The organism is Streptomyces sp. NPDC111656 (genome assembly GCF_055656965.1).
On record NZ_JBVKCA010000021.1, the window covers coordinates 1 to 21,052 of the forward strand.

The 21,052-nt window shown below is 71.2% G+C and carries 17 protein-coding genes; 6 read left to right on the forward strand and 11 right to left on the reverse strand.

Features of this window, described 5'->3' with window-relative positions:
* Positions 1–658: 658 nt before the first annotated feature.
* Entirely contained in the window at positions 659–1,657 is a 999-nt protein-coding gene (gene trpS, locus ACZ7M3_RS41765) for a tryptophan--tRNA ligase (protein ID WP_472070759.1), read from the forward strand.
* A gap of 83 nt (positions 1,658–1,740) precedes the next feature.
* On the opposite strand, the gene proC is transcribed toward trpS, so the two are convergent.
* The 3 genes from proC to ACZ7M3_RS41780 form a co-directional block, all read right to left on the reverse strand.
* Positions 1,741–2,550: a pyrroline-5-carboxylate reductase gene (proC, locus tag ACZ7M3_RS41770; protein ID WP_054228694.1), complete on the reverse strand. Its 810-nt coding sequence runs from the start codon at positions 2,548–2,550 to the stop codon at positions 1,741–1,743.
* A 255-nt stretch (positions 2,551–2,805) separates the two neighbouring features.
* Positions 2,806–3,606, reverse strand: a complete 801-nt coding sequence (locus ACZ7M3_RS41775; protein WP_355624353.1) for an ABC transporter permease — start codon at positions 3,604–3,606, stop codon at positions 2,806–2,808.
* Positions 3,603–4,463, reverse strand: coding sequence for an ABC transporter ATP-binding protein (locus ACZ7M3_RS41780; protein WP_472070761.1), 861 nt, complete (start codon positions 4,461–4,463; stop codon positions 3,603–3,605). The genes ACZ7M3_RS41775 and ACZ7M3_RS41780 overlap by 4 nt, the downstream gene beginning before the upstream one ends.
* Positions 4,464–4,766: 303 nt before the next feature.
* On the opposite strand from ACZ7M3_RS41780, the gene ACZ7M3_RS41785 reads away from it, so the two are divergent.
* Positions 4,767–6,203, forward strand: coding sequence for a SulP family inorganic anion transporter (locus ACZ7M3_RS41785; protein ID WP_452976466.1), 1,437 nt, complete (start codon positions 4,767–4,769; stop codon positions 6,201–6,203).
* Here ACZ7M3_RS41785 and ACZ7M3_RS41790 read toward each other — a convergent pair.
* The 3 genes from ACZ7M3_RS41790 to ACZ7M3_RS41800 all read right to left on the reverse strand — a co-directional run bounded on the left by ACZ7M3_RS41790 (position 6,167) and on the right by ACZ7M3_RS41800 (position 8,066).
* Positions 6,167–7,027 carry a class I SAM-dependent methyltransferase gene (locus ACZ7M3_RS41790; RefSeq protein WP_472070763.1) on the reverse strand — a complete coding sequence of 287 codons (861 nt, stop codon included), beginning with the start codon at positions 7,025–7,027 and terminating at the stop codon, positions 6,167–6,169. The two genes, ACZ7M3_RS41785 and ACZ7M3_RS41790, sit on opposite strands and share 37 nt — an antisense overlap.
* A gap of 178 nt (positions 7,028–7,205) precedes the next feature.
* Positions 7,206–7,685 (reverse strand): hypothetical protein, encoded by a 480-nt coding sequence (locus ACZ7M3_RS41795; RefSeq protein WP_054228689.1) that lies wholly within the window; start codon positions 7,683–7,685, stop codon positions 7,206–7,208.
* A gap of 48 nt (positions 7,686–7,733) precedes the next feature.
* Entirely contained in the window at positions 7,734–8,066 is a 333-nt protein-coding gene (locus ACZ7M3_RS41800) for an SH3 domain-containing protein (RefSeq protein ID WP_472070765.1), read from the reverse strand.
* Positions 8,067–8,297: 231 nt separating this feature from the next.
* Between ACZ7M3_RS41800 and ACZ7M3_RS41805 the strand changes: the two genes are divergently transcribed.
* The gene (locus ACZ7M3_RS41805) at positions 8,298–10,436 is read left to right on the forward strand and encodes a protein kinase domain-containing protein (protein WP_472070767.1); all 2,139 of its coding nucleotides are present in this window, start codon (positions 8,298–8,300) and stop codon (positions 10,434–10,436) included.
* Positions 10,437–10,519: 83 nt separating this feature from the next.
* Here the strand turns inward: ACZ7M3_RS41805 and ilvD are convergent, their stop codons facing one another.
* The 4 genes from ilvD to ACZ7M3_RS41825 form a co-directional block, all read right to left on the reverse strand.
* Entirely contained in the window at positions 10,520–12,373 is a 1,854-nt protein-coding gene (ilvD, locus tag ACZ7M3_RS41810) for a dihydroxy-acid dehydratase (protein WP_472070769.1), read from the reverse strand.
* A 200-nt stretch (positions 12,374–12,573) separates the two neighbouring features.
* Complete coding sequence (locus ACZ7M3_RS41815; protein ID WP_472070771.1) at positions 12,574–13,191, reverse strand: TetR/AcrR family transcriptional regulator; 618 nt, start codon at positions 13,189–13,191, stop codon at positions 12,574–12,576.
* Positions 13,188–14,012 carry a sugar phosphate isomerase/epimerase family protein gene (locus ACZ7M3_RS41820; protein WP_095853272.1) on the reverse strand — a complete coding sequence of 275 codons (825 nt, stop codon included), beginning with the start codon at positions 14,010–14,012 and terminating at the stop codon, positions 13,188–13,190. The genes ACZ7M3_RS41815 and ACZ7M3_RS41820 overlap by 4 nt, the downstream gene beginning before the upstream one ends.
* Positions 14,013–14,327: 315 nt before the next feature.
* Positions 14,328–15,260 carry a Ppx/GppA family phosphatase gene (locus tag ACZ7M3_RS41825; protein WP_472070773.1) on the reverse strand — a complete coding sequence of 311 codons (933 nt, stop codon included), beginning with the start codon at positions 15,258–15,260 and terminating at the stop codon, positions 14,328–14,330.
* Between the two features lie 71 nt (positions 15,261–15,331).
* Between ACZ7M3_RS41825 and ACZ7M3_RS41830 the strand changes: the two genes are divergently transcribed.
* Positions 15,332–16,192 (forward strand): DUF3109 family protein, encoded by an 861-nt coding sequence (locus ACZ7M3_RS41830; protein WP_382005154.1) that lies wholly within the window; start codon positions 15,332–15,334, stop codon positions 16,190–16,192.
* A 49-nt stretch (positions 16,193–16,241) separates the two neighbouring features.
* Here the strand turns inward: ACZ7M3_RS41830 and ACZ7M3_RS41835 are convergent, their stop codons facing one another.
* On the reverse strand, positions 16,242–18,047 hold the full coding sequence (locus tag ACZ7M3_RS41835; protein ID WP_472070775.1) for a BACON domain-containing protein: 1,806 nt from the start codon (positions 18,045–18,047) through the stop codon (positions 16,242–16,244).
* 204 nt (positions 18,048–18,251) lie between these two features.
* On the opposite strand from ACZ7M3_RS41835, the gene radA reads away from it, so the two are divergent.
* Complete coding sequence (gene radA / locus ACZ7M3_RS41840; protein ID WP_095853276.1) at positions 18,252–19,661, forward strand: DNA repair protein RadA; 1,410 nt, start codon at positions 18,252–18,254, stop codon at positions 19,659–19,661.
* Positions 19,662–19,740: 79 nt separating this feature from the next.
* On the forward strand, positions 19,741–20,865 hold the full coding sequence (gene disA / locus ACZ7M3_RS41845; protein ID WP_067373625.1) for a DNA integrity scanning diadenylate cyclase DisA: 1,125 nt from the start codon (positions 19,741–19,743) through the stop codon (positions 20,863–20,865).
* Positions 20,866–21,052 lie beyond the last annotated feature (187 nt).

A 21,052-nucleotide genomic window follows, 5' to 3' on the forward strand; every position in this document is an offset into this window, starting at 1 on the left:
ACGGACGCTTCCTTTGTACTCACCCTCTCGGGCTTTCCTCCGGGCGCTTCCCTTCGGTCTTGCTGTCTTGCTTTGTTCTTGCGTTTCCGACTCTATCAGACCGTTTCCCGATCCGATTTCCTCGGTGCTTTCCAGGTTTCCGCTTTCGCGTTTCCCTTTCCGGCGGTTCCGACTCTATCAGATCCTTTCGGGCCTGATTCCCAGTCAGTGGGGCTTGTCTTCCAGGCCCTTGGGCCGTTCCGACGAGTGAGACTTTAGCGGATTCCTGGCTCCCGAGCTAATCGGGGTGGCGCCCTTTCGAACGCGGATTCCTCATTCCGCAAACACGCATGAAAACGAGCCGACGACGAGTCGCCGTTCGCTGAGTGCTTGTTGCGGAATGGCTGTCCAGGGACCGACCGGAGTCGGCGCTCACGTCGGACAACTCGGAGAACACTACGTACCGGGTAGGGGCGTGTCAAATCCGCTCCGGGATGCCCTCCTGAGGCGTAGCCTCGGGGCCATGACTACGCATACGTGCACCCAGCAGTGGTGGGCCGCCTGACGGCGGCCGTACTCACGTATGTACTCAACGGCCGCCGCCTCGGCGGCCGTTTTTGTGTCTCTCTCCTGGGGAGCCGGCCGGCGAGTGCGGCGGCCTCGACCAGGAGGTGGAGAGATGACACGGGTCTTCAGTGGGGTCAAGCCGACCGGGCATCTGACGCTGGGGAACTATCTCGGGGCCATGCGGCGGTGGGCCGATGTCGATCAGCACCAGGCCGACGCCCTGTTCTGCGTCGTGGACCTGCACGCGCTGACCGTAGACCACGATCCGGGACGGGTGCGCAGGCTCAGTAGGCAGGCGGCGACGTTGTTGCTGGCCTCGGGGCTCGATCCGGAGCTGTGCACCCTCTTCGTACAGAGTCATGTGGACGAGCACGCGCGGCTGTCGTATCTGCTGGAGTGCGTCGCGACCGACGGGGAGATGCGACGGATGATCCAGTACAAGGAGAAGGCCGCGCGCGAGCGGGAGCGGGGCGGGAGTGTGCGGCTGTCCTTGCTGACGTATCCCGTACTGATGGCGGCGGACATCCTGGCGTACGGGACCGACGAGGTGCCGGTCGGGGACGACCAGACGCAGCATGTGGAGCTGACCCGGGATCTCGCGGTGCGGTTCAACCAGCGCTACGGGCACACCTTCGTGGTGCCCAGGGCCACGCGGCCGCAGGTCGCGGCGCGGGTCATGAATCTGCAGGAGCCGACGTCGAAGATGGGCAAGAGCGATGACGTGGGGCCGGGCGTCGTCTATCTGCTCGATGAGCCGGATGCCGTACGGAAGAAGATCATGCGGGCCGTGACCGACAGCGGGCAGGACGTCGTGCACGACCCCGAGGCGCGGCCGGGGGTCTCGAACCTGCTGGAGATTCTCGCCGCCTGTGAGGGTGCGGATCCGGAAACCCTGGGCGGCGCCTATGAGTCGTACGGCGCCTTGAAGAAGGACACCGCCGAGGCCGTGATCGAACTTCTGCGGCCCCTGCAGGAGAGGCACAAACGGTTGTGCGCGGATCCCTCGTATGTGGAGGCGGTCTTGCGGGACGGCGCCGTGAAGGCCCGGGAGATGGCGCGTCCTCGGGTGGACGCGGCGTATCGGGCGATCGGGCTGCTGGCCGCCGGCTGAAGTCGCGGAGGGGGCGGGGTCGAGTGAGCGGCGGGCCGGGGCGGTGGCCCCGACCCCAGCCCCGACCCCAGCCCCGCTGTCTCTTAGCTGTTGCCGGAGGCCAGTTCGCGGCTGCGGTCGCGGGCTGCCTCCAGTGCGGCGATGAGGGCCGCGCGGACGCCGTGGTTCTCGAGTTCGCGGATCGCGTTGATCGTGGTGCCCGCGGGAGAGGTGACGGCCTCGCGGAGTTTCACGGGGTGCTCCCCGCTGTCGCGGAGCATCACGGCGGCGCCGATCGCGGACTGGACGATCAGGTCGTGGGCCTTGTCGCGCGGCAGGCCCAGCAGGATGCCCGCGTCCGTCATGGCCTCGACCAGGTAGAAGAAGTACGCCGGTCCCGAGCCGGAGAGCGCGGTGCAGGCGTCCTGCTGAGACTCGGGGACGCGGAGCGTCTTGCCGACGGCGCCGAAGATCTCCTCGGCGTGGGCGAGGTGCGCTTCGGTGGCGTGGCTGCCGGCGGAGATGACGGACATCGCCTCGTCGACGAGGGCGGGGGTGTTCGTCATGACCCGGACGACGGGGGTGCCCGCGGTCAGGCGCTCCTCGAAGAAGGAGGTGGGGATGCCGGCCGCGCCGCTGATGACCAGGCGGTCGGCGGGGACGTGGGGGGCGAGTTCGTCGAGGAGGGTGCCCATGTCCTGCGGCTTGACCGTGAGGATCAGGGTGTCTGCGTTCTTGGCGGCCTCGGCGTTGGTGACGGCGGTGACGCCGTAGCGCTCCTGGAGTTCCCTGGCGCGCTCGGGGCGGCGGGCCGTGACCAGGAGGTCGGTGGGGGCCCAGCCGGATCGGATCACTCCGCTGAGCAGGGCTTCGCCGATCTTGCCGGTGCCGAGGACTGCGACTTTCTGGGTCATGGTGCGGGTGCCCTCCGGGGGTGCGTCGTCCTGGGGTCATCCTCGCACTTGGGGGGGTGGGCGGGGTGGGGTGTCCGTTGGGCGGACGGGGGTGGGTCTGCCGCCGTGGGGGGCTTTCTCGCCCCCGCCGCCCCTACCCGTCCCATCCCGTTCCCGGGGGCTCCGCCCCCAGACCCCCCGGGTGGGTTCTTCGACTGCGGGCCGGTGGGGGCTGGTCGCGCAGTTCCCCGCGCCCCTGAGGGGGGCGGGGATTCGTCATGCGGTGCGGCGCCTCAGGGTTGCCGCGCCGAGGGCCAGGACCAGGAGGGCGCAGCCCGCCACGATGAACGCGTCGCGGACGAAGTCGGTCGTCATGTCGGTGTGCTTGAGGACTTCGTTCATGCCGTCGACGGCATAGGACATGGGGAGGACGTCGGAGAGGGCTTCGAGGACGGGGTGCATGGTCGAGCGGGCCGTGAAGAGGCCGCAGAGGAGGAGTTGGGGGAAGATCACCGCCGGCATGAACTGGACCGCCTGGAATTCCGAGGCCGCGAAGGCCGAGACGAAGAGGCCGAGCGCCGTGCCGAGCAGGGCGTCGAGGAGGGCCACGAGCAGCAGGAGCCAGGGGGAGCCCGTGACGTCGAGGCCGAGGAACCAGACCGCGAGGCCTGTGGCCAGGGCCGACTGGACGACGGCGACGGCGCCGAAGGCCAGGGCGTAGCCGGCGATCAGGTCGCCCTTGCCGAGGGGCATGGCGAGGAGGCGTTCCAGGGTGCCCGAGGTGCGTTCGCGCAGGGTGGCGATGGAGGTGACCAGGAACATCGTGATCAGCGGGAAGATCCCGAGGAGGGAGGCCCCGATGGAGTCGAAGGTGCGCGCGCTGCCGTCGAAGACGTAGCGGAGCAGGACGAGCATCAGGCACGGGATGAGGATCATCAGCGCGATGGTGCGCGGGTCGTGGCGGAGCTGGCGCAGGACGCGGGTCGCGGTGGCGGTCGTACGGGAGTAGTTGATCGCGCTCGGGCGAGCGGGGGCCGTCGTGGCCGCGTGCAGGGTCGCGTTCGTGGGCGTGGTCATCGGACGGTCTCCTTGCGGGCGTCGGCGGTCGCGGTGGCCTCGTCGACCAGGTGGAGGAAGGCGGCCTCGACGGTGTCGCGGCCGGTGCGTTCGCGCAGGGCGTCGGGCGTGTCGTCGGCGAGGATCTCGCCCTCGCGCATCAGGAGCAGGCGGTGGCAGCGCTCGGCCTCGTCCATGACGTGGGAGGAGACCAGCAGCGTCGCCTTCCGTTCCGCGGCGATGGCGTGGAAGAGGTTCCACAGGTCGCGGCGCAGGACCGGGTCGAGGCCGACGGTGGGCTCGTCGAGGACCAGGAGTTCGGGGGTGCCGAGCAGCGCGACGGCGAGGGAGACGCGGTTGCGCTGGCCGCCGGAGAGGTTGCCGGCGAGGGAGTCGGCATGGGTGGTGAGGTCGACGTCGGCGATGGCCTGGGTGACATGGGCGGCGCGGCGGTCGGCGGCGGCGCGGCCGGGGTCGAGGATCGCGGCGAAGTAGTCGAGGTTCTGGCGGATGGTCAGGTCGTCGTAGACCGAGGGGGCCTGGGTGACGTATCCGATGCGGGAGCGGAGTGCGGCGTCGCCGGCGGGGCGGCCGAGGACTTCGAGGGTGCCGGTGACTTTGGCCTGGGTGCCGACGATGGTGCGCATGAGGGTGGACTTGCCGCAGCCGGAGGGGCCGAGGAGGCCGGTGATCTGGCCGCGGGGTACGGCGAAGTCGAGGCCGCGCAGGACGGTGCGGGGGCCGCGTACGACGGTGAGGCCTGCGGCGTGGATGGCGGTGGCCGGGGACTGGGAGGGCTGGGAGGGCTCGAAGGACCGGGGGGTGGTGGTGGCCGTGGCCGTGGGGCGGTCGGGGGGCCGGGGAGCAATATTCATCATGCGATGAATATTGCTCGGGAGGGGTGGCGCCGTCAACCCCGGCAACCCCGGTCGCATTCGACGGCGCAGGCGCGCGGCGGCGTGATCGGAAGGGGGCACTCCGGCCTGCGGTGGGGTGGTGCGCTTCCGCGTTCACTCGACGGTTACGCGGAAGGGCTGCGCGATCAACTCCCGTTACCGACAATGGATTTCAGTGCGCGGTCATATGCCCACCGGCCTTGATGTCGCGCCGCTGGATCCGCCGTGCCCTCCCCCGGCTCGGCACCCACGCATCTTCCGCTCTCAACCGGAGGTGCCGTCGCCATGCGTAAAGCCGATCTGCGTCGAGCCGATCTGTCCGCGTCTCTCGTCGTGTTTCTCGTCGCGTTGCCGTTGTGTGTAGGGGTCGCCATCGCCTCGGGTGTGCCGGCCGAGTTGGGGCTGGTGACCGGGATAGTCGGCGGGCTGGTCGCCGGGGTACTGCCCGGGAGCAGCCTTCAGGTGAGCGGGCCCGCGGCCGGGCTGACCGTGCTGGTGTACGAGGCGGTGCAGACGTACGGGCTGCGGGCCCTGGGTGTGCTGGTGCTCGGCGCCGGGCTGGTGCAGCTCATGCTCGGGGCGCTGCGGCTCGGGCGGTGGTTCCGGGCCGTGTCCGTGGCGGTGGTGCAGGGGATGCTCGCCGGTATCGGGCTCGTGCTGATCGCGGGCCAGGTCTACGCGATGGGTGACGCGTCCGCGCCCGCGAGCGGGCTCGAGAAGATCGCCGGGCTGGTGTCGCTGCCCGGGGACGCGGACCCGGTGGCCCTCGCGGTCGGGGGCGCCACCGTGGTCGTACTGCTGCTGTGGCCGCGTTGGCGGCGAGGGGCACGGGTGGTGCCGGCGCCGTTGCTGGCGGTGGCGCTCGCGGCGGGGGTGACCGGGGTGTTCGATCTGTCCGTGCGGCGGGTCGAGGTGCGCGGGCTGCTCGATGCCGTGCAGCCGCCGTCCTTGGCGGACCTGGGGCGGCTCACGGAAGTGGGCATGCTCGGGACGGTGGTCGCCTTCTCGTTGATCGCCTCCGCCGAGTCGCTGTTCAGCGCGGCGGCGGTGGACCGTCTGCACCGGGGGCCGCGGACCGACTACGACCGTGAGCTCATCGCGCAGGGTGCAGGGAACGCCGTGTGCGGGGCGCTCGGGGCGCTGCCGATGACCGCGGTGATCGTGCGGAGCGCGGCGAATGTGCAGGCCGGGGCCCAGACCAAGGTCTCGCGCGTACTGCACGGGGTGTGGCTGCTGGTCTTCACGGTGGTGGTGCCCGGGGTCCTCGGGATCATTCCGGTGGCGGCGCTGGCGGGGTTGCTGGTGCACGCGGGCTGCAAGTTGGTGCCGGTGCGGGAGGTGCGGGTGCTGTGGCGCGGGCATCGCGGGGAGGTGGTCGTGCTGGGTGTGACGGCGGTGGCGATCGTGGTGGGGAATCTGTTTGAAGGGGTGCTGGTCGGGCTTGCGCTCGCCGTCGCCAAGACCGCGTGGGACATCAGCCATGTGCATGTGGAGACCGAGGACCGGGGGGCCGCGGGGGTGGTCGTACGGGTGATGGGGAACGCCACGTTCCTACGGCTGCCGAAGCTGCTGGACGCCTTGGAGGCGTTGCCGCACGACCGTGACGTACGGCTGGAGTTGGGCGGGTTGCGGCATGTGGACCACGCGTGTGCGGCGGCCCTGGAGCGGTGGGCCGCCGCACGGGATCACGAGCGGGTGGCCACGATCACCAGTACGTCGTAGACCTCCTCGACCCGGCCGTCCGGGAAGGTCTCCAGGAGGCGGGTGCGCTCCTCGGCGAGGAAGGCGTCGGTGTCTTCCTTGCCGAGGACCAGGAAGGCCGAGTGGCTGCCGATGTTGGCGAGGTGGGTGTCCACGGGGACATGGCGGCTCCAGCGGACGACGCGGTGGGTGTGGGGCGGGGGTTCGGGGGCGCCTTTGAAGGCGCGTTCCGCGAGGAAGCCTGGGGTTCGCTGGTGGGATTCGGTGTCTTTTTTGTCCTTTTTGGCCTTGGTGGCGGTGCCTTCTTCAGGCTTCGTGACGGTGCCTTCTTCGGTGGGGTGGGCGTCCTCGAAGTACTGATCGATGCGCTGGGCCTGGGCGGCGATCCAGGGGACGTCGAGGGCGGACGTGTTCCACCAGAGCGCGAGGGCGCCGCCGGGGCGCAGGACGCGGAAGGCCTCCGGGAGGGAGTGGGCCGGGTTCGTCCAGTGCCAGGACTGGGCGTAGGTGAGGAAGTCGGCGGAGGCGGTGGCGAGGGGGAGGGTGTCGCCGGTGCCCCGGACCAGGGGGATGTCGGGGTGGGCGCGGCGGAACTCGGCGGCCATGCCCGCCCCGGGTTCCACGGCGATGACGTCCGCGCCTCGGGCGTGCAGGAGGGTGGTGGAGATGCCGGTGCCCGCGCCCACGTCGATGACCTTCGCGCCCTTGAGGGGGCGGGCGGCCAGGTCTTCGAGGGTGGTGAAGAGGGCGGGTGGGTAGGAGGGGCGGTTCGCGGCGTACTGGGCTGCGGCCGTGTTGAAGGAGTGGGCTCGGGTGGTGTGGGAGAAGCGCGGGTGGGTGGTCATGAGGGAATGGTGGTGCGGCGTGGGGGTGGGGAACAGCGGTTTTCGCCCCCGCCGCCCCTACCCGTCCCATCCCTCCGCCCCCAGACCCCCGAGGTGGTGTCTTCGGCTGCGGGACGGTGGGGGCTGGTCGCGCAGTTCCCCGCGCCCCTGGGGCACGGGGCTGCGCCTCGGTGCCCCTTCAGGGGCGGCGGCGTTTTTTGGAAGGGTTGCGGGAGCGGCGCTCGTACTGGCGGCGTGCCTCCTCGTACTCCTCTCGGGCCAGCTTCTCGCCCGGGGCCTCGGTGAGGGTGCGGAAGGCGTAGGCGAGGAGGGAGCCGATGAAACCGATGGCCAGGAGGCCGCGGAGGGAGGCCTGGCGGTCGGGGTCGGGGCGCTTGGAGAAGGCGTCCCAGGTGTGGCGGAACGCGAGCGCGCTGCACACCGCGAACATCACCACGACCAGGAGGGTCACCGGTTTGCCGACGTCCGCGATCGCCAGGCCCTGGTAGGCGAAGCGAAGCACGAAACAGGCGGCGACCGCGGCGGCGAGCGAGCCGACGGCCACGGCGATGCGGCGGGCCGTGTAGCCGCCGTCCTGGGCCACCCAGGTCGTCCCGAAGAAGCGGAGGGGTTCGGGCTGGGGTCCCGCGGGGGTACCGGACTGGTTCTCGTCACTCACTCGACGATTATCGCTCCGGCCGGCCGCGGGGCCCCAGGCCTCGTTCGGTCAGGAGCAGCGCGGCGCGACGTAGCCGTCGCTGCCGGTCTTCACGTAGGCGTCGGAGATGTACTCGCCGCCCGCGATGTTGTCCCAGATGCTGGTGGTGCCGTACGGGCCGCTCACGGAGTCGCCCGGGCGCTGGCAGGAGATCGACACGCGTGACCCCTCGGGCAGGACCCGCACGATGCGGTAGCCGGTGCCGGGGCCGCTGCGGACGTTCACCGCGTAGCCGGGTGCGATGGGGTAGGTGGTCTGCGCCGCGGTTGCGCTCGCGATCGCCGTCGTCGGCACCGCTTCCCCGTCACTGCTTTCCACGTTTTCAATTCGCTCAACAGCCATTGAGGACTCCCCCGTTGAATCAGATGGAACAGATCCAGCAGATCGAGCAGATCGAGCAGATCGAGCAGTTCGAGCAGTTCGAGCTGATGGATCGGTGGACCGATGGATTCAGGCAGTGCACATGTGTACGCCTGTCGCACGCGGAGGCTAGCAAGCCGCCTCGGTCTCGTACGAGGAATCGACTAGGCTCCGTGCGTCGGGCGCGCGGACGAACAGCACGGGGGTGGGTCCATGGCGCCACAGCGGAACACCGGAGCGGATCCGGAAGCGGAACTTCCCGAGTACGCGGGGCAGTACCACCTTGACGAGCGCCTCGGATCCGGTGGCATGGGCGTGGTCCATCTGGCCCGCAGCGGCTCGGGACTGCGGCTCGCGGTGAAGGTCGTGCATGCCGCCTTTGCCATGGATCCCGAGTTCAGGGGGCGTTTCCGGCAGGAGATCGCCGCGGCGCGGCGGGTGAGCGGTGCGTTCACCGCCCCCGTGGTCGACGCCGACCCGGAGGCCGAGCGCCCCTGGATGGCCACCCTGTTCATACCGGGCCCGACCCTCGCCGAGCAGGTGAAACGGAACGGGCCCATGTCCGCCTCCCAGCTGCGTCGGCTGATGGCCGGATTGGCCGAGGCACTGCGCGACATCCATCGGGTGGGCGTCGTGCACCGGGATCTCAAGCCCAGCAACGTCCTGCTCGCCGACGACGGCCCGAAGGTCATCGACTTCGGTATTTCGCGGCCGTCGGACAGTGAACTGCGCACCGAGACGGGCAAATTGATCGGAACGCCGCCGTTCATGGCACCCGAGCAGTTCCGCCGTCCGCGGGAGGTGGGACCGGCCGCCGACATCTTCGCCCTGGGCTCGGTGATGGTGCACGCGGCGACGGGCCGTGGCCCCTTCGACTCCGACAGCCCCTACGTCGTCGCCTACCAAGTCGTCCACGACGAGCCGGACCTGACCGACGTGCCCGGCAACCTCGCACCGCTCATCACCCGCTGCCTCGCCAAAGAGCCCGAGGACCGGCCGACGCCCGACGAGCTGATGCGGGAGCTGCGCTCGTTGGCGGCTTCGTACGACACGCAGGCGTTCATTCCGGCTCAGCGCACCAGCCAGGCCGACGCCCCGGCCACTCCGGCCGCCCCCGCCGCCCCGTCCGCTCCCGCCGACGCGCAGTCTCCGCCGCCCGCGCGACGGTCCAAGGGCCGAGCGCTCAGGCGCGTCGCCCTCGCCGTCGGCGCTCTCGTCCTTGTCGCGGGCGGGACGCTGGCCACGACCCGGCTGCTCGGACAGGACGGCACCAGCACCGCTCCGCCGGACCATCAGCAGCGGTCCGCACCGGCCGCCTTCAGCGGGTGGGACACGAAGCCCGTGGCCCGAGCCGACGGGGCGCCCCAATGCTCGTACGGCGGCGGGAAGTTGTTCTGTGCCCAGCCGGGACTGGTCTCCGCCCTCGACCCGGTCGACGGCAAGGTGCTGTGGCGTCACGTCTCGACCGAGCAGAGCCTCCCGGACGGGGCGCCCACGATTTCGGGCGGCCTGGTGCATGCCGTGACGCACGCCGGTCGGCTCCTGGAGGCGCTCGATCCCGCCTCGGGCAAGGTGCGCTGGAAGATGGACCTCACGGCGTACGGCCGATGGCAGCGGGTGGGGGGCTTGGTGCTCCTCACCCGTGCCGACGGGAAGGTCAGCGGGGTGGACGGCGCCACGGGTCAGGACCGTTGGAGCCGCCGGCTGCCGGGACAGACCGTGCCGAACGTCGCCGCGTTCGCCGGGGACGAACTCGCCTACGCCACGAGCACGACGGGCGACGGAACGCGTACGCAGGTGACCGCGGTGGACCCGGAGACCGGCGACGTGCGGTGGAACACCGGTCTGAAGGGGACGCTGTATCCGGTCGGCGCATGGCGGGGCACCGTGTTCTTCACGTCGGTCGACAAGTACACCCAGACCGTCGCCCTGGTCCAGTACGACCCGAAGAGCAGGACGTCGCACCGGGTGGGGCTCGATGTGGCGCTGCCACAGGCTCAGGCCACCGTCCGCGGAAGCACCGTCTACATGATGAGCACCCTGGGCGCGCTGGTGGCCTTCGACATGGACGCCCGGAAGCAGCGCTGGCGCCTCGAGACCGCCGTGAGCCAGGGCTCGGCACCGGCCGTCGACGCCAAGCACGTGTACTTCACCGCGGCCGACGGGCGGCTGCTCGCCGTGGACTCAGTCCGGGGCAAGCTCGTCGGCCAGACCCGGACAAGACTCGGATCGGAGTCGGACCGGGTCTCGGCCGGACTGCAGAAGCCGATGATCGCCGATGGCCACGTCTACACGAGCGCGCCCGACGGGACCGTGTTCGGCGTGGCGGGGGACGATCCGGCGGCCTGGTGAGCCGAAGGGGCAGAACAACAAGCGGGCGGAACAAAGGAGCCGCTTCCGAAGAAGCGGCCCCTTCATGAGCTTGCGCGGTCGGGTCAGCCCAGCTTGGAGACGTCTCGTACCGCGCCCTTGTCGGCGCTCGTCGCCATCGCAGCGTAGGCGCGGAGGGCGGCGGAGACCTTGCGGTCCCGGTTCGCGGGGGCGTAGACGCCGTTCAGGGCGTCGCGGCGGGTGGTGAGTTCCTCGTCGGAGACCAGGAGTTCGACCGAGCGGTTCGGGATGTCGATGCGGATGCGGTCGCCGTCCTGGACCAGGGCGATGGTGCCGCCGGAGGCCGCCTCGGGGGAGGCGTGGCCGATGGACAGGCCCGAGGTGCCGCCGGAGAAGCGGCCGTCGGTGATCAGGGCGCAGGTCTTGCCGAGGCCGCGGCCCTTGAGGAAGGACGTCGGGTAGAGCATCTCCTGCATGCCGGGGCCGCCCTTGGGGCCCTCGTAGCGGATGACCACGACGTCGCCGTGCGTGATCTCCTTCTTGAGGATCTTGTCGACGGCCTCGTCCTGGGACTCGCAGACGACCGCGGGGCCCTCGAAGGTCCAGATGGACTCGTCGACGCCGGCCGTCTTCACGACGCAGCCGTCGACCGCCAGGTTGCCCTTGAGGACCGCCAGGCCGCCGTCCTTGGAGTAGGCGTGCTCGGCGGAGCGGATGCAGCCGCCCTCGGCGTCCTCGTCGAGTGCCAGCCAGCGCTCGGACTGGGAGAAGGCCTCGGAGGAGCGGACGCCGCCGGGGGCCGCGTGCCACAGCTCGATCGCCTCGGGGGACGGGGATCCGGCGCGCACGTCCCAGGTCTTCAGCCAGTCGGAGAGGGACGGGCTGTGGACCGAGTGGACGTCCTCGTTCAGGAGGCCCGCGCGGTGCAGTTCGCCCAGCAGGGCGGGGATGCCGCCGGCACGGTGCACGTCCTCCATGTAGTACGTGCGGTCCTTGGCGACGTTCGGGGCGACCTTGGCGAGGCACGGCACACGGCGCGAGACCTCGTTGATCTCGTCCAGACCGAAGGGGACGCCCGCCTCCTGGGCGGCGGCCAGCAGGTGCAGGATCGTGTTGGTGGAGCCGCCCATGGCGATGTCGAGGGCCATGGCGTTCTCGAACGCGGCGTGCGTGGCGATGTTGCGGGGCAGGACCGACTCGTCGTCCTGGTCGTAGTAGCGGCGCGTGATGTCGACCACCGTGCGGGCCGCGTCCTCGTACAGGCCCTTGCGGGCCGTGTGGGTGGCGAGCACCGAACCGTTGCCGGGGAGGGACAGGCCGATGGCCTCGGTCAGACAGTTCATCGAGTTGGCCGTGAACATGCCGGAGCAGGAGCCGCAGGTCGGACAGGCGTTCTCCTCGATACGGAGGATGTCCTCGTCCGAGATCTTGTCGTTCACGGCGTCGGAGATCGCGTCGACCAGGTCGAGCGTACGGACCGTGCCGTCGACCAGGGTGGCGCGGCCGGACTCCATGGGGCCGCCGGAGACGAAGACCGTCGGGATGTTCAGGCGCAGGGCCGCCATGAGCATGCCGGGGGTGATCTTGTCGCAGTTCGAGATGCAGATCAGGGCGTCGGCGCAGTGCGCCTCGACCATGTACTCCACCGAGTCCGCGATCAGGTCGCGGGAGGGCAGCGAGTACAGCATGCCGCCGTGGCCCATCGCGATGCCGTCGTCGACCGCGATCGTGTTGAACTCGCGCGCGATGCCCCCGGCCGCGGTGATCGCCTCGCTGACGATGCGGCCGACGGGCTGGAGGTGGGTGTGGCCCGGCACGAACTCCGTGAAGGAGTTGGCGACCGCGATGATCGGCTTCCGTCCGATGTCCGCGCCCGGTACACCGGAGGCGCGCATAAGGGCGCGTGCGCCCGCCATATTGCGGCCGTGGGTGACTGTTCGGGACCTCAGCTCGGGCATCGTCGCTCGCTCCTTCGGAGAGTAATGACTGAGGTCGAGCCTACGCCGGTGCGCCAGGATTCGGACGGGGCGTCCGGAATGCGGGATGCGCGTCTCGGTGGGCGGGTGTCGGGGGCTGTTCTCGTTGGGTGGCTGGACGGGGGTGCGGGTTCGGTGTGACGTGGCGCGCGGTGCCTCGCGCTCCTTACCGGGCGCTCAGCTCACGGGGCCGTCAAGTGACCCTGTACCACCGGCGACACCCGCTCGACGATGCGTTCCACGTCCACCGATGCCAGCGGCTCGACCTTGATGACGTAGCGGAGCATCGCCACCCCCACCAGCTGGGCCGCCGCCAGTTCGGCGCGCAGTTCCGCGTCGGGCAGGTCGAGGCGGCCCGCGATGCGGCGCAGCAGCTGGGCGGCGACGAGGCGGCGGAAGACGGCGGCCGCGGTCTCGTTGTTCACGGCGGAGCGGACGATGGCGAGCAGCGGGGTCCGAGTGGTGGGGTTCTCCCAGATACCGAGGAGGAAGCGGGTCAGGCGCTCGCCGACCGTGTCGAGCGGGCCGTCCTCGACCGCCGTCGGCGCGGCCAGGGCGGGCGCGAACGCGCCCTCGATGGCCGCCTCGAAGACCTGCTCCTTGGTGCCGAAGTAGTGGTGCACGAGGGCGGAGTCGACCCCGGCGGCCTTGGCGATGCCGCGCACCGACGTCTTCTCGTAGCCGCGCTCGGAGAACTCCTCGCGGGCCGCGTCCAGGATGCGGTCGCGGGTGGCGGGGGCCGCCGCCGTCTCCGTACGAGAAGGCCGTCCCCTACGACGGGGGGTCGCGGCGTCCGTCACCGGCGGGGCACCTTCACCGCGGACGCCAGGTGCAGGCGGGTGAAGGCCAGCGCCTCCGCCAGGTCCGCCTCGCGTTCGGCGCTGGACATGGCACGGCGGGTGTTGACCTCGATGACGACGTGGCCGTCGAAGCCGGAGAGGGCGAGGCGCTCCAGCAGTTCGGCGCAGGGCTGGGTGCCGCGGCCCGGAACGAGGTGCTCGTCCTTGTTGGAGCCGTTGCCGTCGGCGAGGTGGACGTGACCGAGGCGGTCGCCCATGCGGTCGATCATCTGCAGGGCGTCGCTGCGGGCCGTCGAGGTGTGGCTGAGGTCGATCGTGAAGTGGCGGTAGTCGTCCTTCGTCACGTCCCAGTCGGGGGCGTACGCGAGCATCTCGCGGTCGCGGTAGCGCCAGGGGTACATGTTTTCGACGGCGAACCGTACGTCCGTCTCGTTCGCCATGCGCCACATCCCCGTGACGAAGTCGCGCGCGTACTGGCGCTGCCAGCGGAAGGGGGGGTGTACGACGACCGTCGACGCGCCCAGCTTCTCCGCTGCCGCCTGGGCGCGCTGGAGCTTGACCCAGGGGTCGGTGGACCACACGCGCTGGGTGATCAGCAGGCAGGGGGCGTGCACGGCGAGGATCGGGATCTGGTGGTACTCGCTGAGGCGGCGGAGGGCTTCGATGTCCTGGCTGACCGGGTCGGTCCAGACCATCACCTCTACACCGTCGTAACCGAGGCGCGCGGCGATCTCGAAGGCCGTCGCCGTCGACTCCGGATACACGGACGCCGTGGACAGCGCGACCTTCGCATCCGGGATGCGCACGACTGGTTCTGCCACGAGGGACAGCGTAAGCCTCCGGCGGTTGGGCGGGGGGTGGTGGGGGTTGGGTGGGGGTCGGCGTCGGGTGGGGCGCCCTGTCGCCGTTGTGGGGTTCACCGTGGGCGGGTGCGGGTTGTTTGTGGCTGGGCGCGCAGTTCCCCGCGCCCCTGGGGGGGCGGGCGACGGTGGGTCAGTGCGGGTTGTTTGTGGCTTGGGGCCCGTTCCCCGCACCCCTGGGGGCGGGCGACGGTGGGTCAGTGCGGGTTGTCTGTGGCTTGGGGCCCGTTCCCCGCGCCCCTGGGGGCGCGGGGTGCGTGGCGTCGGGCTACTCGGTCACTCTGATGCCATCTGGTCCAGGCGGCGGAGGATGACGCCTTCCCGTAGGGCCCAGGGGCAGATTTCCAGGGTTTCCACGGCGAAGAGGTCCATGGCGCCCTCGGCGACGAGGGCGCCGGCGAGGAGTTGGCTGGAGCGGCCGGGGGAGACGCCGGGGAGTTCGGCGCGTTCTTCGGCGGTCATGGAGGCCAGGCGGGGGACCCAGTCCTCCAAGGAGCGGCGCTTGAGTTCGCGCTGGACGTAGAGGCCGTCCGTGGAGCGGGCGGCGCCGGCCAGGCGGGCGAGCTGCTTGAAGGTCTTGGAGGTGGCGACCACGTGGTCGGGGGCGCCGAAGCGGCTGAATTCACCGACGGTACGGGCGATCTCGGCCCTGACGTGGCGGCGCAGGGCCCTGATGTCCGCCGGGTCGGCGGGGTCGGTGGGCAGCCAGCCCGCGGTCAGCCGTCCGGCACCGAGTGGCAGCGACGCCGCCGCGTCCGGCTCCTCGTCCATGCCGTACGCGATCTCCAGCGAGCCGCCGCCGATGTCGAGGACCAGCAGCTTCCCCGCCGACCAGCCGAACCAGCGGCGGGCCGCCAGGAAGGTCAGCCGGGCCTCTTCCGCCCCGGTCAGGACCTGGAGCTCGACACCGGTCGCGGCCTGCACCCGGGCCAGTACGTCGTCGGCGTTGCTGGCCTCGCGCACGGCGGAGGTCGCGAACGGCAGCAGGGCCTGGACGCCCTTGTCCTCGGCGGCCTCCAGCGCGTCCCGGACGGTCGCGATCAGTTTTTCGACACCGTCGAGGCCGATCGCCCCGCTCTCGTCGAGCAGTTGGGCGAGCCGCAAATCGGCCTTGTGCGAGTGCGCGGGCAGCGGGCGCGCGCCGGGGTGTGCATCCACCACCAGCAGGTGCACCGTGTTCGAACCCACGTCGAGGACACCGAGTCTCATATACGGAACGCTACTGCGAGTACGGCGATCGACCGTCCCCGGAGCAGGCCGAAGCGACTTACCCTGGACGGGTGCCAAAGACGAAAAAGGCGAAGCCCGACAAATCGACCAAGGGTTCTTCGCAGGCGAAGGCCTCCGCGTCCAAGAAGTCCCCGACGAAGTCCCCGAAGAAGGCCACCGTGACCGACGAGAAGGGGCTCGACTTCGCTCGGGCATGGGTGGAGTTTCCGGATCCCGCCGACGACGAGCAGGTCTTCCGGTGCGATCTGACATGGCTGACCTCTCGCTGGAACTGCATCTTCGGAAGCGGCTGTCAGGGCATCCAGGCCGGTCGCGCCGACGACGGCTGCTGCACCCTCGGGGCCCACTTCTCCGACGAGGACGACGAGAAGCGGGTGGCCGGGCACGTGGCACGGCTCACGCCGGACGTCTGGCAGCACCATGACGTGGGGCTGAAGACCGGCTGGGTCTCCGAGGACGAGGACGGCGACCGCCAGACCCGCCCCTACCAGGGCTCGTGCATCTTCCAGAACCGGCCCGGCTTCGCCGGCGGCGCGGGCTGCTCGCTGCACATCCTGGCGATCAAGGAGGGGCGCGAGCCCCTGGAGACCAAGCCGGACGTCTGCTGGCAGCTGCCCGTGCGCCGGACGTACGAGTGGATCGACCGGCCCGACGACACGCGCGTGCTCCAGGTCTCCATCGGCGAGTACGACCGCCGGGGCTGGGGTCCGGGCGGCCACGACCTGCACTGGTGGTGCACGTCGGCGACCTCGGCACACGGCGCGGGCGACCCGGTGTACGTCTCTTACCGCCCGGAACTGATCGAGCTGATGGGCAAGGCGGGGTACGACCGGCTGGTCGAGCTCTGCGAGGAGCGGCTGGCCTCGCAGCTGCCGCTGCTGGCGCCGCATCCCGCGGATCCGGTCGCCTGAGAACCCCCGGTCCATCGTCTTCCCGCCCCTCCCCGACCCGCAGGCGGTACTAGGACGGGGTCGGGGTGGAGCTGTCGCCGGGCGGCGGCGTCGAACCGCCCGGGTCCGACGGCTCGGACGGGCCCGACGGCTCGGACGGGCCCGACGGGTCCGACGAAGGGGGCGGGGACGACGTGTCCGAGGGCGTCGGCTGGGGGTCGCTGGGCGTCGGTGGCGGGTCCGAGGCGGGCGGGGTCGGGCCGGGGGCGGACGGGGTGGGACGGCCGGGCGTCGGGCCGGAGCCGGCCGGGGCGGACGGACCCGCTGTTCCGTACCCCCCGATCGTGACCACCGCTCCGGCCGGTGCGATCGCCACCCGCGCGCCCCAGGGGCCCACCGGCTCGCGAAGATGATCGACGTACACCTTGATCGTGAACGTTTCTCCTGGGGCCAGCGTTCCCGACGACTGACTGAAGTAGAGCCAGGACGCTCCCGTCTCGGCGGACCAGTGGACCGGTGAGTTCCCGGAGGCGGCGAGCGTGACGAAGGTCGTGTCGCCGCTGCCCGAGGCCCGGACCGAGAGGTGTCCGGCGCCGCTTCCCGCACTGGGGGCGCTGATGACCTCCACGGAGACGTCGGGCGAGCGGTTCCCCTTGGCGAAACGGGCGTCGGGTCTGGCGCTGGCGTTGCCGGCGTTCTCGTAGCCGCCCGCCCCCTCGCCGGTGATGCCGTCGGGGCCGTGCGCCTCGCTCGCGGTGATCGAGCGGCCGTCGGCGCCCTCGCCGGTGAGGGGCGCGCCACGGTAGGCCGCCCAGAGGGCCAGGACGGGTGCGGCGACGACGGTGGCGACGACGGTCGTCGTGACGGCACGCGCGCGAAGACGGTCCCGGCGGGCGGCGTGGTCCTTGGGGTCCACGGGGAAACCGCGCCGGTCGAAGCGTGGAGCGGCACCCCGCGCGCGCGGGACGTGTGCCATCGCGATGTGCAGGGCCGCGCGCGGGGCCTCGAGGACGGGGAGCTCGGCGGGCGTGACGGTGGTGCCGGGCCAGGCGCCGGGCGCGGCGCGCTCGGCGGTGCGGCGGCAGCGCGGACAGTCGTCGACGTGCCGGACCAGTTCCCGGCGCAGGGTGGCACTCAGGACGAGCTGGTTGTCGCCGGTGAGGCGGCCGACGCTCGGACAGGTGCCGGTCTCCACGACGGCGAGGGCGGCGCGGGTGCGTTCGACCTCGCAGGCGGCGGTGGCGAGCAGTTCGCGCGCCTTGACGAGGTCCAGGCCGAGAACGGCGGCGACCTCGGCGGCGGCGAGTTGGTGGCGCACGGCGAGTTCGAGCGCCTCGCGCTGCTCGGGCGTGGTGCCGGCCGCCTCCGGCCAGGCCAGCAGGGCGAGTTCGTGCCGACGCCGGTCCTGCGCCTCCTCGGAGACCGGGGCGCTCGGGGCCTCGGCCGCATGCCGGTCGGCGGCTTCCTTGTGCCCCTTGAAGAGGGCCTTGTGGCCCTTGGCGGGCGTACGCCGACCGGAGGCGTGGGCCGCCTGGCGCCTGCGCCGGGCCTCGGTGAGCTTGCGCAGACAGGACCAGCGGGCGAGGGCGTACAGCCAGGCCCTGCGGTCGTCCGCGGAGACCGGGCCACGCCGGCCACGGCGCTCGGCCAGCGCGAGGGCGTCCCCGAGGGCGGCGGTGGCCTCGTCGTGGTCGCACAGCACGGACAGGCAGTAGGTGAAAAGGCCGTCCAAGTAGGGCTCGTAGCGCGCGGGAGGGCGCTGAGCCAGGGTGCGGGTGTGCGCACCACGGGGCGCGGTCACCCGCTTGCGCGCATCTCCGTGCGCCCGGTGTGCACCGGTCGTGTGCGTGGAGGTCTCCGGACTGCTGCTCATCACCCGTGCGACCGTAGGTGCCCCGGGGTGGCCCCTTCCTCCCCCTTGAGCACATTTAATCCGTACGGGTGAAACGATCCCTCAAAAGGGGACAGGACCCTCCGATTCCGTGGCCCACACCGTCACAGGCGGCAACGGCAGGCCATGGCGGATGCCTCACCGAGCGGGCCCGCCCGGGCTGTCAGTCCTCTCGGCTACGGTTCCGTCATGGCTGCCCGTACGAAAACCGCGAAGGACCGGCCGTCCTACCGCTGCACCGAGTGCGGATGGCAGACGGCCAAATGGCTGGGCCGCTGCCCCGAGTGCCAGGCGTGGGGCACGGTCGAGGAGTACGGCGCGCCCGCGGTCCGTACGACGACACCGGGCCGCGTCACCACCTCCGCGGTGCCGATCGGGCAGGTCGACGGCCGCCAGGCCACGGCCCGCTCCACCGGCGTACCCGAGCTGGACCGCGTCCTCGGCGGCGGTCTCGTGCCCGGCGCGGTCGTCCTGATCGCGGGCGAGCCCGGTGTGGGCAAGTCCACGCTCCTCCTGGACGTGGCGGCGAAGGCGGCGAGCGACGAGCACCGCACGCTGTACGTGACGGGTGAGGAGTCGGCCAGCCAGGTCCGTCTGCGCGCCGACCGCATCAAGGCGATCGACGACCACCTGTATCTGGCGGCGGAGACCGACCTGGCCGCCGTGCTCGGCCACTTGGACGCCGTGAAGCCCTCGCTCCTCATCCTGGACTCGGTCCAGACCGTCGCCTCTCCGGAGATCGACGGGGCGCCGGGCGGCATGGCCCAGGTCCGGGAGGTCGCCGGGGCGCTCATCCGTGCCTCCAAGGAGCGCGGGATGTCCACGCTCCTTGTGGGCCATGTCACCAAGGACGGCGCGATCGCGGGCCCCCGCCTGCTCGAACACCTCGTGGACGTCGTCCTGAGCTTCGAGGGCGACCGCCACGCGCGCCTGCGCCTCGTCCGAGGGGTCAAGAACCGGTACGGGACGACGGACGAGGTCGGCTGCTTCGAGCTGCACGACGAGGGCATCACGGGCCTCGCGGACCCCTCCGGCCTCTTCCTCACCCGCCGTGCCGAGCCCGTCCCCGGCACCTGCCTGACCGTCACCCTGGAGGGCCGCCGCCCGCTGGTGGCCGAGGTGCAGGCCCTCACCGTCGACTCCCAGATCCCCTCCCCCCGGCGTACGACGTCCGGCCTGGAGACCTCCCGGGTCTCGATGATGCTGGCGGTCCTGGAGCAGCGGGGCCGGATCAGCGCCCTCGGGAAGCGGGACATCTACTCGGCGACGGTGGGCGGCGTGAAGCTCTCCGAGCCCGCCGCGGACCTCGCGATCGCCCTCGCGCTCGCGTCGGCGGCGAGTGACACCCCTCTCCCCAAGAACCTCGTGGCGATCGGCGAGGTAGGGCTCGCGGGCGAGGTCAGACGGGTCACGGGAGTGCAGCGGAGGCTCGCCGAAGCCCACCGTCTGGGCTTCACGCACGCCCTCGTTCCCGGCGATCCGGGCAAGATCCCCGCCGGTATGAAGGTCCTGGAAGTCGCCGACATGGGCGAGGCGCTGCGGGTCCTTCCACGCTCCCGTCACAGAGAGGCCCCACGGGACGAGGAGCAGCGCCGGTAGACTTTGCCCTGGTCTCGCCCGTCCGTACGAACTCTGGACGAATCTTGGGCGACCGGAAATCCGCGACCGGAGGAGTGCAGTGGCAGCCAACGACCGGGCAGCAGCTCCCGGAAAGTCCGGTGGGAGCTCCGGTGCCGATGGCCTGATGCGCGCCTCACTGAGCGCCGTGGCACCTGGCACGGCCCTGCGCGACGGGCTCGAGCGGATCCTCCGCGGAAACACCGGCGGACTCATCGTGCTCGGCTGGGACAAGACCGTCGAGTCGATGTGCACGGGCGGCTTCGTCCTGGACGTCGATTTCACGGCGACCCGGTTGCGCGAACTGTGCAAGCTCGACGGCGGCATCGTCGTCGACAAGGACATCACCAAGATCCTGCGGGCGGGCGTCCAGCTCGTGCCCGACCCGACGATCCCGACGGAGGAGACCGGCACCCGGCACCGCACGGCGGACCGGGTGAGCAAGCAGGTCGGCTTCCCCGTCGTCTCGGTCTCCCAGTCGATGCGTCTGATCGCGCTGTACGTCGACGGTCAGCGCCGCGTCCTGGAGGACTCCGCCGCAATCCTCTCCCGCGCCAACCAGGCCCTCGCGACCCTGGAGCGCTACAAACTCCGCCTCGACGAGGTCGCGGGCACGCTCTCCGCCCTGGAGATCGAGGACCTCGTCACCGTCCGGGACGTGTCGGCGGTGGCGCAGCGCCTGGAGATGGTGCGGCGCATCGCCACGGAGATCGCCGAGTACGTGGTGGAGTTGGGCACGGACGGGCGTCTGCTCGCCCTCCAGCTGGACGAGTTGATCGCGGGCGTGGAGCCCGAGCGGGAGCTGGTGGTCCGGGACTACGTGCCGGAGCCGACAGCGAAGCGTTCCCGCACGGTCGACGAGGCCCTCTCCGACCTGAACGCCCTGCCCCACTCCGAGCTGCTCGAACTGCCCACGGTGGCCAGAGCCTTGGGCTACACCGGCTCCCCCGAGGCGCTCGACTCCGCGGTCTCCCCGCGCGGCTTCCGCCTCCTCGCCAAGGTCCCGCGTCTGCCCGGCGCGATCATCGACCGCCTCGTGGAGCACTTCGGTGGTCTGCAGAAGCTCCTCGCCGCGAGCGTCGACGAGCTTCAGGCGGTCGACGGGGTGGGCGAGGCGCGGGCACGCAGCGTCCGTGAGGGGCTGTCGCGACTGGCGGAGTCGTCGATCCTGGAGCGCTACGTCTGACGCACTGCGTCTGACCCGCCACGTCCGACGCACTCCGTCGTACGCGCCGTGTCTTACGCACTGTGTCTTACGCGCTACTGCTTTCGGGGCCGGGCGCGTTTCAAGGGTGCGTGCGGGCCGTGCGGGCGCGATCGCGCGTCTGGGCCCTCGGGGGCTGCTCCATGCCCGCCCCTCCGAGGGCTCCCGC

What these genes read in the sequence shown, in the direction of transcription:
- trpS (WP_472070759.1), top strand. Translation starts at nt 659, where the DNA reads ATGACACGGGTCTTCAGTGGGGTCAAGCCGACCGGGCATCTGACGCTG.
- proC (WP_054228694.1), bottom strand. Translation starts at nt 2,550, where the DNA reads ATGACCCAGAAAGTCGCAGTCCTCGGCACCGGCAAGATCGGCGAAGCC.
- ACZ7M3_RS41775 (WP_355624353.1), bottom strand. Translation starts at nt 3,606, where the DNA reads ATGACCACGCCCACGAACGCGACCCTGCACGCGGCCACGACGGCCCCC.
- ACZ7M3_RS41780 (WP_472070761.1), bottom strand. Translation starts at nt 4,463, where the DNA reads ATGATGAATATTGCTCCCCGGCCCCCCGACCGCCCCACGGCCACGGCC.
- ACZ7M3_RS41785 (WP_452976466.1), top strand. Translation starts at nt 4,767, where the DNA reads ATGCGTAAAGCCGATCTGCGTCGAGCCGATCTGTCCGCGTCTCTCGTC.
- ACZ7M3_RS41790 (WP_472070763.1), bottom strand. Translation starts at nt 7,027, where the DNA reads ATGACCACCCACCCGCGCTTCTCCCACACCACCCGAGCCCACTCCTTC.
- ACZ7M3_RS41800 (WP_472070765.1), bottom strand. Translation starts at nt 8,066, where the DNA reads ATGGCTGTTGAGCGAATTGAAAACGTGGAAAGCAGTGACGGGGAAGCG.
- ACZ7M3_RS41805 (WP_472070767.1), top strand. Translation starts at nt 8,298, where the DNA reads ATGGCGCCACAGCGGAACACCGGAGCGGATCCGGAAGCGGAACTTCCC.
- ilvD (WP_472070769.1), bottom strand. Translation starts at nt 12,373, where the DNA reads ATGCCCGAGCTGAGGTCCCGAACAGTCACCCACGGCCGCAATATGGCG.
- ACZ7M3_RS41825 (WP_472070773.1), bottom strand. Translation starts at nt 15,260, where the DNA reads ATGAGACTCGGTGTCCTCGACGTGGGTTCGAACACGGTGCACCTGCTG.
- radA (WP_095853276.1), top strand. Translation starts at nt 18,252, where the DNA reads ATGGCTGCCCGTACGAAAACCGCGAAGGACCGGCCGTCCTACCGCTGC.